Annotated in this window: 13 protein-coding genes and 1 tRNA gene; 10 read left to right on the top strand and 4 right to left on the bottom strand. The window is 69.8% G+C overall.

Annotation, left to right across the window (positions count from 1 at the left end):
* Positions 1-85 precede the first annotated feature (85 nt).
* The gene (locus M4J07_RS18925; protein ID WP_255973409.1) at positions 86-985 is read left to right on the top strand and encodes a DUF4429 domain-containing protein; all 900 of its coding nucleotides are present in this window, start codon (positions 86-88) and stop codon (positions 983-985) included.
* A gap of 279 nt (positions 986-1,264) precedes the next feature.
* Here the strand turns inward: M4J07_RS18925 and M4J07_RS18920 are convergent, their stop codons facing one another.
* Positions 1,265-2,848 carry a purple acid phosphatase family protein gene (locus M4J07_RS18920; protein WP_255973407.1) on the bottom strand — a complete coding sequence of 528 codons (1,584 nt, stop codon included), beginning with the start codon at positions 2,846-2,848 and terminating at the stop codon, positions 1,265-1,267.
* Positions 2,849-3,044: 196 nt separating this feature from the next.
* Between M4J07_RS18920 and M4J07_RS18915 the strand changes: the two genes are divergently transcribed.
* On the top strand, positions 3,045-3,302 hold the full coding sequence (locus tag M4J07_RS18915; RefSeq protein ID WP_255973405.1) for a hypothetical protein: 258 nt from the start codon (positions 3,045-3,047) through the stop codon (positions 3,300-3,302).
* 32 nt (positions 3,303-3,334) lie between these two features.
* Complete coding sequence (gene glmS / locus M4J07_RS18910) at positions 3,335-5,152, top strand: glutamine--fructose-6-phosphate transaminase (isomerizing) (protein WP_255973404.1); 1,818 nt, start codon at positions 3,335-3,337, stop codon at positions 5,150-5,152.
* A 166-nt stretch (positions 5,153-5,318) separates the two neighbouring features.
* Here glmS and M4J07_RS18905 read toward each other — a convergent pair whose 3' ends face one another.
* Positions 5,319-5,891 (bottom strand): GPR1/FUN34/YaaH family transporter, encoded by a 573-nt coding sequence (locus M4J07_RS18905; protein ID WP_255973402.1) that lies wholly within the window; start codon positions 5,889-5,891, stop codon positions 5,319-5,321.
* Positions 5,892-6,032: 141 nt separating this feature from the next.
* The gene (locus M4J07_RS18900) at positions 6,033-6,557 is read right to left on the bottom strand and encodes a universal stress protein (protein WP_255973401.1); all 525 of its coding nucleotides are present in this window, start codon (positions 6,555-6,557) and stop codon (positions 6,033-6,035) included.
* 456 nt (positions 6,558-7,013) lie between these two features.
* Here M4J07_RS18900 and M4J07_RS18895 point away from each other — a divergent pair, with 456 nt between their 5' ends.
* From M4J07_RS18895 to M4J07_RS18880, 4 genes are all read left to right on the top strand, one after another.
* A complete protein-coding gene (locus M4J07_RS18895) occupies positions 7,014-7,301 on the top strand; it encodes a hypothetical protein (RefSeq protein WP_255973452.1) in 288 nt (95 codons plus the stop codon).
* Positions 7,302-7,700: 399 nt separating this feature from the next.
* Positions 7,701-8,981 (top strand): helix-turn-helix domain-containing protein, encoded by a 1,281-nt coding sequence (locus M4J07_RS18890; RefSeq protein ID WP_255973399.1) that lies wholly within the window; start codon positions 7,701-7,703, stop codon positions 8,979-8,981.
* A 202-nt stretch (positions 8,982-9,183) separates the two neighbouring features.
* The gene (gene orn, locus M4J07_RS18885) at positions 9,184-9,795 is read left to right on the top strand and encodes an oligoribonuclease (RefSeq protein ID WP_255973398.1); all 612 of its coding nucleotides are present in this window, start codon (positions 9,184-9,186) and stop codon (positions 9,793-9,795) included.
* A gap of 122 nt (positions 9,796-9,917) precedes the next feature.
* Positions 9,918-9,990: transfer RNA gene (locus tag M4J07_RS18880), tRNA-His, on the top strand.
* Between the two features lie 59 nt (positions 9,991-10,049).
* On the opposite strand, the gene M4J07_RS18875 is transcribed toward M4J07_RS18880, so the two are convergent.
* Positions 10,050-11,105 (bottom strand): LacI family DNA-binding transcriptional regulator, encoded by a 1,056-nt coding sequence (locus M4J07_RS18875; RefSeq protein WP_255973396.1) that lies wholly within the window; start codon positions 11,103-11,105, stop codon positions 10,050-10,052.
* 254 nt (positions 11,106-11,359) lie between these two features.
* On the opposite strand from M4J07_RS18875, the gene M4J07_RS18870 reads away from it, so the two are divergent.
* The 3 genes from M4J07_RS18870 to M4J07_RS18860 are packed head-to-tail and all read left to right on the top strand — an operon-like array spanning position 11,360 to position 14,606.
* On the top strand, positions 11,360-12,688 hold the full coding sequence (locus tag M4J07_RS18870) for an ABC transporter substrate-binding protein (protein ID WP_255973395.1): 1,329 nt from the start codon (positions 11,360-11,362) through the stop codon (positions 12,686-12,688).
* Positions 12,685-13,710, top strand: coding sequence for a carbohydrate ABC transporter permease (locus M4J07_RS18865; RefSeq protein WP_255973393.1), 1,026 nt, complete (start codon positions 12,685-12,687; stop codon positions 13,708-13,710). Before M4J07_RS18870 ends, M4J07_RS18865 begins: the two co-directional genes overlap by 4 nt.
* On the top strand, positions 13,707-14,606 hold the full coding sequence (locus tag M4J07_RS18860; protein ID WP_255973392.1) for a carbohydrate ABC transporter permease: 900 nt from the start codon (positions 13,707-13,709) through the stop codon (positions 14,604-14,606). Before M4J07_RS18865 ends, M4J07_RS18860 begins: the two co-directional genes overlap by 4 nt.
* Positions 14,607-14,822 lie beyond the last annotated feature (216 nt).

Genomic DNA, 14,822 nt, shown 5'->3' with positions numbered 1-14,822 from the left:
CGATCGGTCACCATGCGTACCGTCCGCCCCTCGGCCGGTCAAGGTGTAGACCACTTATGGCGGAGCCTGATGCCAGAATTGCCCCATGGCGGAAATCATCCAGCGGGACGGCACGTGGACGTTCGACGGGGAGACGCTGCGGCTGGTGCCGGGGCGCGACAAAGGCGTGAGCGTGCTCCGCAAGGCACTGGGTGAACTGACCGTCCCGCTGCGGGCGTTGGCGGGTGTCTCCTTCGAGCAGGGCCGCAAGTCGGGGCGGCTGAGACTGCGGCTGCGGGACGGCGCGGACCCGCTGCTCCAGGCGACGGGCGGCAAGCTGACCGAGGGCACGGACCCGTACCAGCTGACCGTCGAGTCGGACCGCTACGGCGTCGCCGAGTACTTCGTGGACGAGGTCCGCAACGCGCTGCTCCTGGAGCAGGTCCCGTCCTCGGCCTGCACCGCGTACGTGCTGTCCGGTCCGTCGGTGCCGCTGTCCGTCTCGGCGGGGGACGGCACGGCGAGCTTCGACGGGGAGCACGTCCGGCTCGAGTGGAACTGGAAGACGGAGGACGCCAAGGCGTCGGCCGGGACCCGGCTGCTCGCCCTCGCGGACATCACGGCGGTGGAGTGGCAGCCGGCCCTCGGCCTGGAGAACGGCTGTCTGCGCTTCGTGGTCCGCTCCTCCCCCACCAAGGCGCCGCCGAAGTACGACCCGAACTCGATCGAGCTGTGGGGCTTCAAGAAGGACCCGCTGATGGCGCTCGTCGCGGCGGCGGTCCAGGCCCGCCTTCCGCATCCGGGGGCCGGGCCCGCCCCGAAGGAGCTCACCGCGCAGGCGCCGCCCGCCCCGGCCCCCGAGCCCGCACCGGCCGCGGCCGCCACCGAGGACGACCACGACGCTCTGCTGCGCCGGCTGCGGGAGCTGGGCGAGCTGCACGGCGCCGGGATACTGACCGACGAAGAGTTCGCAGCTGCGAAGCAGGCCGTGCTCAAGCGGCTCTGACCGCGCGCCCGGCGCCGCCCGGGAGCACCGTGTCCGGCCGGACTCCGCCGGGCGGCGCCGACCACCGTACTTCGGCCACGCCCGGCGGTGCGGCGCACCCGGGCGCGACCGCGTCCGCCCCCGGCGCGCAGGTCGTGGCGCGAAGTGGCTCGATCCCGGCCATCACCCTGGGCCCGCGAGAGTGATCGGGGCCCAGTGGACGGCGCTCGGCAGGAGCGGCGCGCCCCCGGCGAGCCGCCGTGCATCATTCCGCGGACGGCTGTCCGGAGCGCGGGACGCTCAGTGCTTCACCTTGCGGGCGACGACGAACCGGTCGATCTCCTCGCCGGTCTCCGCGAGCCCCCGTACGGTCAGCGTCGCCGTCCGCCCGACCGGCGCCGGGTCGACGTCCACCCGCAGGAACGAGTAGTTGGTGTAGCGCACCCGGGACCAGTCCACGGTCACCGCCTGGTGGCTGCCGTCGGGCTGGACGACGAACGACTGGAACGGATCGGTCTTCTGTTCGTGTCCCTGGTACGTGTCGGCGACCGGGAACGCGTAGAGGCTCTTGCCCGCCGCGCCCGCGGTGACGTACACGACGCCGTCGGTCTCGGGGTAGGCGGTGCCGCCGATCGGCAGCTCCTTGGTTACCTTCTCGCCCTTGAGCACGTCGGAGCGCTCGTACACGTGGTTGTGCCCGTTGATGACGAGGTCCACGGTGTACTTCTCGAACAGCGGCACCCACTCCTTGCGCACGCCCCCCTCCGAGGCGTGCGCGGTGGCGGTGCAGTAGGCGCAGTGGTGGAAGAAGACGACGACGAAGTCGATCCCGGAGCCGTGCGCCCGGAACTTCTTCAGCTGGCTCTCGAACCAGGTGGTCTGGGTGCCGCCGGAGATCCCCAGGTTCGCCGGGATCTCGTACGAGACGTCGTTCGCGTCGAGCGAGATGACGGCGGTGTTGCCGTGCACGAAGGAGTAGACGCCCGGCAGGTTCTTGGGGTCGGGGCCGTTCGACGGGGGCGCGAAGCGGGCCTCCTGGCTGCCGTAGCCGTTCGGCGAGTACCAGGCTTCCATGTCGTGGTTGCCGTAACTGACCATCCACGGCACGGACTTGGCGACGGACTCGGTCTGGGCGAGGAACTGGTCCCAGGTGCGGGCGTCGAAGGTGTCCTTGGTCTGGCCCTGCCCGGACGGGTCCGCGTACGCGATGTCACCGGCGTGCAGGTGGAAGGCGGGGCCCTGGGCGAGGATCAGGCTGTCGTTGGCGAGCGCGTGGTAGCTGACGCCCTGGTCGCCGAAGGCGGTGAAGGTGAACCGCTCGGAGCGGGACGGCGCGGTGGTGAAGGTGCCGATGGTGCCCGCGAACTTCGGCGACGCCGGGTCGAAGCCCTGGTGGCCGACGCCGTAGTAGTACGTCTTGCCGGGCTTGAGGTGGGTCAGCTTGGCGTGCACGTAGTACTGGGTGTGGTCGGCGCTCGTGCCGACGCCCGCCGGGGTGTACAGGGCGCGGATCTCGGCCGGGATCTTCCGCGACAGGTCGCCGGCGTGCGCGCCGATCCGGATGAACGGGTTCTTGACGGCGACCGGGACCTGCCAGGAGACGGTCATCTCGGTGCGCGCGTCGTCGCCGTAGGAGAGGTGCCGGCCGAAGGGCGCGACGAGGGCGCCGTCGACGTGCTCGGCGGCCGGGGCGGTCGAGGTGGCCGCGGGCGCGGCGGCCTGGGCGGCGCCCGGCACGAAGACGCCGCCGGCGACCGCGCCGAGGGTGACGGCGCCGCCGCGGATCATCGTGCGGCGGGAGAAGCGGCCGCGCAGGTACTCGTGCTGCTCGGCGAGGCTTCTGTCGGCGAGTTCGTCGGGTACGCCCATACGAGGAATGTCCATGGCCGGAAAGGTGCTTGGGGCACCCATCTCGGTCGGATACGACGGGTGAACACGGTCCGAACAACCGGCATGGCGCCCTTCAAGGCTTCCCCACTTCCACCCCAAGACCGGGGGAATCCACCCCGCCCCTGTGATCCTTGCCCGATATCGGGCAGATTTCTTGCGAAAGCCCGGGGTCTCCCCCAGGATCTACCGGGTGCACGAGGAACTTGTCGATCATCTGACGCGCAGCACGCCCCTGAGCCGGGGCGAGGCGCTGCGGGTGATCCAGGACGTGCTCGCCTACTTCGACGAATCGACGGAGGACTACGTCCGCCGCCGCCACCGCGAGCTCCAGGGTCAGGGCCTGGTGAACGCGGCGATCTTCGAACAGATCCTGGCGGACCTGCGGTACCGGGCGGTCGCGCCGCCGGAGCTCTCGCTCCGGCAGCTGCGCCGCATGGTCTACGGCTGACGCAAGCCGATCAGAGGGGATTTTCAAGACTTATGTGCGGAATTGTCGGTTACATCGGCAAGCGTGACGTGGCACCGCTGCTCCTTGAGGGCCTGCAGCGCCTGGAGTACCGGGGGTACGACTCCGCGGGCGTCGTGATCACCAGCCCGAAGGCCACCGGTCTGAAGATGGTCAAGGCCAAGGGCCGCGTCCGCGACCTGGAGGCCAAGGTCCCGGCCCGCTTCAAGGGCACCACCGGCATCGCCCACACCCGCTGGGCCACGCACGGCGCCCCCTCCGACGAGAACGCGCACCCGCACATGTCGGACGACAACAAGGTCGCCGTCGTCCACAACGGCATCATCGACAACGCCTCCGACCTGCGCGCCAAGCTCGTCGCCGAGGGCGTGGTCTTCCTCTCCGAGACGGACACCGAGGTCCTCACCCACCTCATCGCCCGCTCCCAGCAGTCGGACCTGGAGGACAAGGTCCGCGACGCGCTGCGCCTCATCGAGGGCACGTACGGCATCGCCGTCCTGCACGCCGACTTCCCGGACCGCATCGTGGTGGCCCGCAACGGTTCACCGGTCGTCCTCGGCATCGGCGACAAGGAGATGTTCGTCGCCTCGGACATCGCCGCCCTCGTCTCCCACACCCGCCAGATCGTCACCCTCGACGACGGCGAGATGGCCACCCTCAAGGCCGACGACTTCCGCACGTACACGACGGAGGGCACCCGTACGACGGCGTCGCCCACGACCGTCGAGTGGGAGGCCGCCTCGTACGACATGGGCGGCCACGACACGTACATGCACAAGGAGATCTCCGAGCAGGCCGACGCCGTCGACCGCGCGCTGCGCGGCCGCATCGACGACCGCTTCTCCACCGTGCACCTCGGCGGCCTCAACCTCGACGCCCGCGAGGCCCGTTCGGTCCGCCGCGTGAAGATCCTCGGCTGCGGCACGTCGTACCACGCGGGTCTGATCGGCGCCCAGATGATCGAGGAGCTGGCCCGCATCCCCGCGGACGCCGAGCCGGCCTCCGAGTTCCGCTACCGCAACCCGGTCGTCGACCCCGACACGCTCTACATCGCGGTGTCCCAGTCCGGCGAGACGTACGACGTCCTCGCGGCGGTCCAGGAGCTCAAGCGCAAGGGCGCCCGCGTCTTCGGCGTGGTGAACGTGGTCGGCTCGGCCATCGCCCGCGAGTCCGACGCCGGCGTCTACGTCCACGCGGGCCCGGAGGTCTGCGTCGTCTCGACGAAGTGCTTCACGAACACCACGGTCGCCTTCGCGCTGCTCGCCCTGCACCTGGGCCGCATCCGCGACCTGTCCGTCGCCGACGGCAAGCGCATCATCGACGGCCTGCGCAAGCTGCCGTCGCAGATCGAGGAGATCCTCGCCCAGGAGGCGGAGATCAAGAAGATCGCCGAGGAGTACGCGGACGCCCGCTCGATGATGTTCATCGGCCGCGTCCGGGGCTACCCGGTCGCCCGCGAGGCGTCCCTGAAGCTCAAGGAGGTCTCGTACATCCACGCCGAGGCCTACCCCGCCTCGGAGTTGAAGCACGGCCCGCTTGCCCTCATCGAGCCGGCGCTCCCCACGGTGGCGATCGTCCCCGACGACGACCTGCTGGAGAAGAACCGCGCCGCGATGGAGGAGATCAAGGCCCGCTCCGGCCGCATCCTCGCCGTGGCGCACCAGGAGCAGGAGAAGGCCGACCGGACGATCGTCGTCCCGAAGAACGAGGACGAGCTGGACCCGATCCTGATGGGCATCCCGCTCCAGCTCCTCGCGTACCACACGGCGCTGGCCCTCGGCCGCGACATCGACAAGCCGCGCAACCTGGCGAAGTCCGTCACGGTGGAGTAGCGGTCCCGCCTCACCGGTCTTCGTCTACGGGTCCGGTGAGGCTTCTCGCGCACCCGGACCCGGCCCGCGCCACAACGAACGGGCCCCACGTGCGCGCCACCATTACGCACGAGGGACCCGTTCCCGAAGGGCCGGAGCCGCCCATTGCTCCGGCCCCATCTGGCTGTCAGCCGGCGGCCGTCACCCCCCGGCCGGCAGCACGTCCGGGCAGTGCCGTCGGCAGCCCCGCCATCGAGGCCGTGGCCCCGTACCAGGCAAGAAGCCCGCCCGCCGCGGCGAACCAGCCGCCGACCTTCGCGAGCCCTTCCGTGTCACCGAACGAGGCGACGGCGAGCAGTACGAGCGCCACGAACAGCGCCCCGTAGGTACCCCGCGCGAACGTGCCCGCGCCGGCCGAACCCAGCGTCAGGCTCAGCGCGAGCAGGGCGAACAGGAGCAGGAAGAGACCCGCGGCGTTCGCGGAGACGGCGTCGTCCGCCCCGACGCCCCAGGTGAACCAGAAGGCACCGAGTCCGGCGAAGGCCGTACCGGTGAAGCCGTCCGCGCGCAGCGCGAGCAGACCGGCGACGAAGAGGGCGATCCCGCCCACATACGTCGCGATCGAGACGGCGTCGGCCGCCGTCACGCCGTCGATCACCTGGGTGTGACCGAGCCCGAACGCCAACAGGGTGACCCCGAGGGCGAGTTGACCGAGAGTCGAGACAGTAGAGGCACTTCCCGCGGAGACGTCGTTGTCCACAGCGGGCTCCCTTCGTGCAAGTGCGGGTGCTGTGCTGTTGTCCAGCGACCGGTATGTACCCTTCACAAGGGCACAAACCACCTCTACGCACGAGTAGATTTATCCGCCCGTCCGGCCCATCTCGCCCGGGAGCAGGGCGAGTTACGGAATGACGACGACGGGCCGCTTGGCGCGCCGCGCGAGCCGGCCGGCGACCGAGCCGAAGATCCGCCCGACCAGCCCGTGGGTCGAACCCACGACGATGGCGTCGGCGGAGTACTCGCGCCCGACCTCCTCCAGCTCGTGACAGATGTCGCCACCGCGCTCGACGAGGATCCAGGGCACCTCGGAGAGATACTCCGCGCAGGCGAGTTCGAGCCCGAGGACCTCGGTCCGGTGGTCGGGGACGTCGACGAAGACCGGCGGCTCGCAGCCCGCCCACACGGTCGTCGGCAGCCGGTTGGCGACGTGCACGATGATCAGGCCGGAGCCCGAGCGATGGGCCATGCCGATCGCGTAGGCGAGGGCCCGCTCGCTCGACGTCGAGCCGTCGAAGCCGACGACGACACCGTGCTTGAAAGCGGGATCACAGGCGTGACGTGTCTCTTGTGCCGCTTCGGGGGTCGTCGTGGGATCGGCGACCTGCCGCTTGCGGTCCGCGGGTTCGGGGAATTCGTGACCGGCCATGAGTGTCTCGGCGTGTACCTCGTGGGCCCTGTAGAGGGGACGGCAACTGATCGGCGGAGCTGTGTCCGGGAATCATCTTCCCAACCCCATACCCCCAAGGGTACGGCGACACTCCTCCTCTGCCCAGACTCCGGCCCGCTGTGGGACCTGTACGTATCTGCGCTCCGCGGCGTTCAGGGGAGCATGCACGAGGCCCCGCCCGTATGGCAATGGTTGCTGCCCCGTACAGGCGGTTTGCGCACCTTGTGGCCCTGTCGGGGGTGGATCAAGTGACCGGGGCCGGTGCCACGCGTTGAACTCCCGAACCCCAGACACAGGGAGCACTCCGTGCCCGGACCGACCACCGCGCACCATTCCGCGGCCACGCACCGGACCGCGCCCCGGCGCGTCCCGGCACCGGCCCGCGCCCCCGAGTCGCACACTCGCGCGACCCCTCACGCCCATGACGCGCCACCCGTGGGTGGCGACGGGGCGAGCGACGTGGTCCGCTGGGCGGCGTTCAGCTGTGTCCTGGTGCCGCTCGTTCTCGTCGGGTACGGAATCTCCGCGGCGGGTGCCGCCGGAGCCGCCCTGGGGCTCGCCGCGGTCACCGCGGCGTGCCGGGTGCTTCTGCGCCAGTCCGAACGCGGTGCCGCGAAGTTGCACAGCGAACAATGCTGTACTCGTCGCGGCCGGCACGGCAGGACCGGTCCGGGGGCGCGCGGGGGCGGTCGGCGAGCGGGTGGGAGTACGCCGGTCGACTGACCGGATTCCGGGCGCGACCCCATAGATTTTCAGCCAACTTCGGGTGAGGGCCCGTTCCTTGTCATCCCCCTCCCCCAACCCCCGTTCCACCAGGGCTGAAAGGACCGCAAACCCCGCCTGCACCCTACGGGGACCGGCCACTGAGTTGAGGCGTACTTCCCAGCAACGCCCGTGAGTGCAACGCTTCGTGATCGAATGCTTCACGCCAAGTTGCCATGTCGACAATGTGCCAGGTCTTTAACTGGTCACGACGGCACCACGGGACACAGTAGATTCGATCATGACTGTCTGATCTGTAGGCGGCGGGGGACTTCGTGCAGGACCGAGGGGAAACGTGCAGGAGCGAACAGCCCGTCAAAGTATTGAGGGAGCCGCGATCACCGAGGGGGGCTTAGCAGGATGAGCCACGACTCCACCACTGCTCCGGAGGCGGCGGCTCGCAAGCTGTCAGGGCGCCGGCGACGCGAGATCGTCGCGGTGCTGCTGTTCAGCGGCGGACCCATCTTCGAAAGTTCCATTCCGCTCTCCGTGTTCGGAATCGACCGTCAGGATGCGGGAGTTCCCCGGTACCGGTTGCTTGTGTGCGCCGGTGAAGAGGGACCTTTGCGCACCACGGGCGGACTCGAACTCACCGCGCCACATGGTCTGGAGGCGATCTCCCGGGCAGGCACGGTCGTCGTGCCGGCCTGGCGTTCGATCACTTCACCGCCTCCTGAGGAGGCACTGGACGCGCTGCGTCGCGCGCACGAGGAGGGCGCCCGCATCGTCGGGCTGTGCACCGGCGCGTTCGTACTCGCCGCGGCCGGGCTGCTGGACGGCCGCCCGGCCACCACGCACTGGATGTACGCGCCGACGCTCGCCAAGCGCTATCCGTCGGTCCATGTGGACCCGCGGGAGCTCTTCGTGGACGACGGCGACGTGCTGACGAGCGCCGGCACCGCGGCCGGCATCGACCTGTGCCTCCACATCGTGCGCACGGACCACGGCAACGAGGCGGCCGGCGCGCTCGCCCGCCGCCTGGTGGTCCCGCCGCGCCGCAGCGGCGGCCAGGAGCGCTATCTCGACAGGTCTTTACCTGAGGAGATCGGCGCGGACCCGCTGGCCGAGGTCGTCGCCTGGGCCCTGGAGCACCTCCACGAGCAGTTCGACGTGGAGACGCTGGCGGCCCGCGCGTACATGAGCCGCCGTACGTTCGACCGCCGCTTCCGGTCGCTGACGGGGTCCGCCCCGCTCCAGTGGCTGATCACGCAGCGGGTGCTGCAGGCCCAGCGGCTCCTGGAGACCTCCGACTACTCGGTCGACGAGGTGGCCGGGCGCTGCGGGTTCCGCTCCCCCGTCGCGCTGCGCGGACACTTCCGGCGGCAGCTGGGATCGTCCCCGGCGGCGTACCGGGCCGCGTACCGGGCCCGCAGGCCGCAGCCGGGCGACAACCCGGGGGCCAACGGGCACGGCGGCAAACCCGACAAGCCGGTGGAGATGGCGCCGGCCCAGGGCCCCGAGACTCCGGGCCCGGTACCGGCACAGTCCCGGCGCACGGCGGCCGCGGCCGCCTCGTCCGGGGTCGGTGCCTCCGCGGCGTCCATGCCGGCCGGTCCGGCGGGCCACGCGGAGGGCTTCACACACTCCGACGCGTTCGCGCAGGGCCGGGCGAGCCTGCCGGGCCCGCGCACGGCTCCTTAGCGGTCCCGCCGGGGCGTCCCCCGGCCGGGCCGTAGCCGATCGGTGCTGGTCAGCGAGGTCCGGCGCGTGCAGCTGCCGTGCAGCAGATGTGCGCTCCGGGCCTCGCGGCGGCGGCCGCGTCGGCGCCCGCCCCGGCCCGCCGGGGCAGGAGTCGGCGCACGCCGTCTGCCAGCGCGAAGGTCCTGCCCGTAGGGTTGACCGCATGAACGATCGCATGGTGTGGATCGACTGCGAGATGACCGGACTCTCGCTGGCGAACGACGCGCTCATCGAGGTGGCCGCACTGGTCACCGACTCGGAGCTGAACGTACTCGGCGACGGAGTGGACATCGTGATCCGCCCGCCGGACGAGGCCCTGGAGACGATGCCCGAGGTGGTGCGCACCATGCACACGGCCTCGGGTCTCCTCGACGAGCTGGCGGGCGGCACGACCCTCGCCGACGCCGAGGAACAGGTTCTCTCCTATGTACGTGAGCACGTCAAGGATGCGGGCAAGGCCCCGCTGTGCGGGAACTCGGTCGGCACCGACCGCGGTTTCCTGCTGCGTGACATGCCGACACTGGAGGAGTACCTCCACTACCGGATCGTCGATGTGTCCTCGGTCAAGGAACTGGCCCGGCGCTGGTACCCGAGGGCGTACTTCAACAGTCCGGAGAAGAACGGCAACCACCGGGCGCTCGCGGACATCCGCGAGTCCATCGCCGAGCTGCGCTACTACCGCGAGGCGATCTTCGTCCCGCAGCCCGGACCGGACTCGGAGACCGCGAAGTCGATCGCGGCGAAGCACGTCCTGCCTGCGGAACCCGCTGAATAACCCCTCGTAAGCCCCTGTGTACGGGGTCCGGACGCCCACGGAAAAAGGTGGGCGCGAGCACCCCTTCGGACCCTGTACACTTTTTCTCGGCCGGTCGGAAGAACGACAAACGACCGGACATGGTGGGTGTAGCTCAGTTGGTAGAGCACCTGGTTGTGGTCCAGGTGGCCGCGGGTTCAAGTCCCGTCACTCACCCTGAAGGGTCGAAGGCCCCGGTTCGGAAGAACCGGGGCCTTCGTCGTTCCCCGCGCCCCTCACGAGGAGCCGCGGACGACCAGCTCCGTCGGCAGGACCAGGTGGCGCTCGGCGCCCCGGCGGGCCGAGGAGCGCTTGCCCTCGGCAGCCAGCGCGATCTCGTCCAGGAGCAGTCCCGTCATCGCCCGGCCCATGTCGCGGGTGGGCTGGCGCACGCTGGTCAGGCCGGGCTCCATGTGGCGGGCGATCACCGAGTCGTCGAAGCCGACCAGGGCGACGTCGTCCGGGATGCGGCGGCCGGCCTCGCGCAGCACCTGGCGGGCGCCGGAGGCCATCAGGTCGGAGCAGGCGAAGACGGCGTCCAGGCCGGGGCTGCGCTCCAGGAGCTCGGTCATGCAGCGGCGGCCGCCCTCCTCCGTGAAGTCTCCGTAGGCCACCAGCTTCTCGTCGTACGAGAGTCCGCTCGCGGCCAGCTCGTCCTCGTAGCCGGCGAGACGGCGCTGGGCTCCGTACACGTCGAGGGGGCCCGCGATGATCGCGACGGAGCGGCGGCCACGGGAGAGCAGGTGGTCGACGGCGGAGCGGGCCCCGGCGTAGTTGTCGGTGTCGACCGAGGGCAGCGGCTCGTCCGCCGAGCGGGGGCCGCTGATCACGGTCGGGATGTCCATCTGGAGGAGGCGGTCCGCGAGCGGGTCGTCGGCGTGCACGGAGACCAGCAGGACGCCGTCGACGCGGTGGGCGGCGAGGTAGGCCGCGAGGCGGTCCTGTTCGCGCTCGCCACGGGCGAAGGTGAGCAGCAGCTGGAGGTTGGACTCGGCGAGGGCCATGCCGACGCCGCCGACCATGCCGGAGAAGTACGGCTCCGAGAAGAACCGGGACTCGGCCTCCGGAACGACCACGGCTATGGAGTCCGTGCGGTTGGCCGCGAGGGCGCGGGCCGCCGTGTTCGGAACGTAGCCGAGCTCGGCGACCGCCTCCTCGACCGCGGCGCGCGTGCGGTCGCTGACCCTCGGTGATCCGTTGATCACCCGGGAGACCGTGCCCCGGCCGACGCCCGCCCGGGCCGCGACCTCCTCAAGGGTCGGACGCCTGCCGTGAGTGCCGCGAGCCGCCATGACTCCTACCTCCCCAAGTCTCCAGCGGAATCTAACAGCCCGATAACCGCTGCGACTTGCCGCTGCCGAGTGTCTTGACACCCATCGGCCGAGCGACGACCCTTCAACTCATCACCGATGGGAGCGCTCCCACCCTACTGGACGCATACAGAAGCCGCACGTTCCCCGACCGAGCCGCAGAGTGAACGAACGGGCACAGCAAGGCAGTTGGCCGGGATCAGTACAGATCAGCAATTGAGCACTTGGAGGACGCAATGCGCACGACTGCCCGTACGTCCCGACGCGCGATGACCTTCGCGGTCGTCGCCACTCTCGCCACCGGGCTGCTCGCCGGATGCGCGAGCGATGACGACGACGGTGGATCCGACGGCGGTTCCGGGGGTGCCGGAGGCAACGGCAAGACCACCATCACCATCGGCACCTTCGGAACCTTCGGCTACAAGCAGGCCGGTCTCTACGACGAATACATGAAGCTCCACCCGGACATCAACGTCAAGGAGAACGTCACCACCCGCACCGACGTCTACTGGCCCAAGACGGTCACCCGGCTGCAGGCCGGTTCGGGCACCGACGACGTGCAGGCCATCGAGATCGGCAACATCACCGACGCCGTGCAGACGCAGGGCAGCAAGTTCGTCGACCTGGGCAAGGAGGTCGACAAGTCGCAGTGGCTGGACTGGAAGCTGAAGCAGGCCACCACCGCGGACGGCAAGACCATAGGGCTCGGCACGGACATCGGTCCGATGGCGATCTGTTACCGCAAGGACCTGTTCAAGAAGGCCGGTCTGGAGACGGACCGCACCAAGCTCGCCGAGCAGTGGAAGGGCGACTGGAGCAAGTACGTCGCCGTCGGCAAGCAGTACATGAAGAAGGCACCCAGCGGCACCAAGTTCGTGGACTCGGCCTCCTCGGTCTACAACGCGGCGCTCGGCGGCGAGGCCGAGCGTTACTACAAGGACCCCGAGACCGTCAGCTGGGACAAGTCCGAGGGCGTGAAGAAGTCCTGGGACGTCGCCATGGAGGTGGCGACCAGCAACATGTCGGCGAAGCTGAAGCAGTTCGACAAGTCGTGGGACCAGGGCTACGCGAACGGCACGTTCGCCAGCGTCGCCTGCCCGGCCTGGATGATCGGTTACATCCAGGAGAAGTCCGGCACCGCCGGCTCCGGCAAGTGGGACGTGGCCGCCGCGCCGACCGCGGCGAACTGGGGCGGCTCCTTCCTCGGCGTGCCGACGGCGAGCAAGCACCAGAAGGAGGCCATCGCCCTGGCGAAGTGGCTGACCGCTCCCGAGCAGCAGGCGAAGGTCTTCGCGAAGCAGGCCAGCTTCCCGTCCACCCCGTCGGCGTACAGCACGCTGAAGCCGAAGGCCGAGACGTCCGCGTACTTCTCGGGCGCCCCGCTCACCCAGATCTTCTCCGACTCGGCGAAGACCATCCCGTCGCAGTACTTCGGCATCAAGGACCAGCCGATCAACACCGCGATCACTGACGTCGGCATCCTCCAGGTCGAGCAGAAGGGCAAGTCGCCCGAGCAGGGCTGGGACGCGGCGTCCAAGGAAGTCAAGGACGTGCTCGGCCAGTGACCGTGTCCAAAGAGGCTCTCGCGCAGTCCGCGTCGAGTGCCGATGCCGCGCCCTCCGACAAGGAGGGCGCGGCCCGCGGTACTCACGGTCGCGGTACGGCCAAGGCTCCTGACTCGTGGCGCAGCCGGCTGTACCGCTGGGACATGAAGGCGTCCCCGTACGCGTTCATCTCCCCCTTCTTCATCATCTTCGGTGCCTTCTCGCTGGTGCCGCTGCTCTACACCGCCTGGTACTCGCTGCACCACGTGCAGCTGTCCTCGCTGGACACCCAGACCTGGGCGGGTCTCGACAACTACACCAACCTGTTCTCCTCGGACTTCTTCTGGAACGCCCTGAAGAACACGTTCAGCATCGGCGTCCTGTCGACCGTGCCGCAGCTGGCGGCCGCGATCTGGCTGGCGCACATGCTGAACTACCGGCTGCGCGGCTCGACCGTGTGGCGCGTCGTGATGCTCACCCCGTACGCCACCTCGGTGGCGGCGGCGACGCTGGTGTTCACGCTGCTGTTCGCCCCCGAGAACGGCATGATCAACTGGCTGCTCGACCTGATCGGGATCGACCCGGTCAACTGGCGCGAGTCCGACTGGGGTTCGCAGTTCGCGGTCTCCTCGATCGTGATCTGGCGGTGGACCGGCTACAACGCGCTGATCTACCTCGCCGCCATGCAGGCCATCCCCGCCGACCTGTACGAGTCGGCGGCGCTGGACGGAGCGAGCCGCTGGCAGCAGTTCCGGCACGTGACCATCCCGATGCTGCGTCCGACCATCCTGTTCACCGTGGTCGTCTCCACCATCGGCGCGACCCAGCTGTTCGGTGAACCGCTGCTGTTCGGCGGCGTCAGCGGCTCCAAGGGCGGGTCCGAGCACCAGTACCAGACGCTCGGCCTGTACATGTACGACCAGGGCTGGATGATCGGCAACCTCGGCAAGGCGTCCGCCATCGCCTGGTCGATGTTCCTGATCCTCCTGATCATCGCCGCGGTCAACCTGCTGATCACCCGACGGCTGAGGAAGTCCCAATGACCACCACTGATGTGACCCTGCCTCAGGTGGCCGCGCCGGACGCGCCGGGTGGCCGGCGGCGGGTGATGGGCGCGGGCAAGCACCTGCACGCCGGGCCTGTCACCTACGTCGTCCTGGCCCTGTTCGCCGTGATCTCGCTCGCTCCACTGCTGTGGACGGTGGTCGCGGCCTCGCGGACCAACGCCCGGCTCGCCCAGACCCCGCCGCCGTTCTGGATCGGCGGCAACCTGTTCAAGAACCTCGAACGGGCGTGGAACGAGGCGGGCATGGGGACCGCCATGCTCAACACGATCCTCGTGGCCTCCGCGATCACGGTCGGCACCGTACTGTTCTCGACGCTCGCCGGGTTCGCCTTCGCCAAGCTGAAGTTCCGGTTCTCCAGCCTGCTGCTCCTGCTCACCATCGGCACGATGATGGTCCCGCCGCAGCTCGCGGTCGTCCCGCTGTACCTGTGGATGTCCGACCTGGGCTGGGCCAACCAGCTGCAGACGGTCATCCTGCCGACCCTGGTCAGCGCCTTCGGCACGTTCTTCATGCGGCAGTACCTGGTGGGCGCGCTGCCGACCGAACTGATCGAGGCCGCCCGCGTCGACGGCGCGAGCAGTCTGCGCGTGGTGTGGCACGTCGTCTTCCCGGCCGCGCGTCCCGCGATGGCCGTGCTCGGGCTGCTGACGTTCGTCATGGCCTGGAACGACTTCCTGTGGCCGATCATCGCGCTCAACGGTGAGAACCCGACGGTCCAGGTCGCCCTGAACCAGCTGGGCACCGGCTACATCCCCGACGACTCCGTCATCATGGCCGGCGCGCTGCTGGGCACGCTGCCGCTGCTCATCGCGTTCCTGCTGTTCGGCAAGCAGATCGTGGGCGGGATCATGCAGGGCGCCGTGAAGGGCTGACGGTCCGGTTCGGGTCTGCCCCGGCCCCGGCCGGGCCGCTGCCGGGCGCGCGTGCAACGGGGGGCGCGCGCCCGGCATCCCGCCGTGGGGGTTCTGATCTCGCTGCCGGGTGCGGCTCCGGTGGGGCTGGTCGCGCCCCGCGGCGGAGCCGCCGATGACACAGCCCCGCGCCCCTGAAGGCATGCGCTGACGCGCAGCCTTCCCCCGCCGGGGAGA

The organism is Streptomyces longispororuber (assembly GCF_024448165.1).
GTDB classification, from domain to species: Bacteria; Actinomycetota; Actinomycetes; order Streptomycetales; family Streptomycetaceae; genus Streptomyces; species Streptomyces longispororuber_A.
This window is presented reverse-complemented; position numbering and strand designations above follow the sequence as displayed.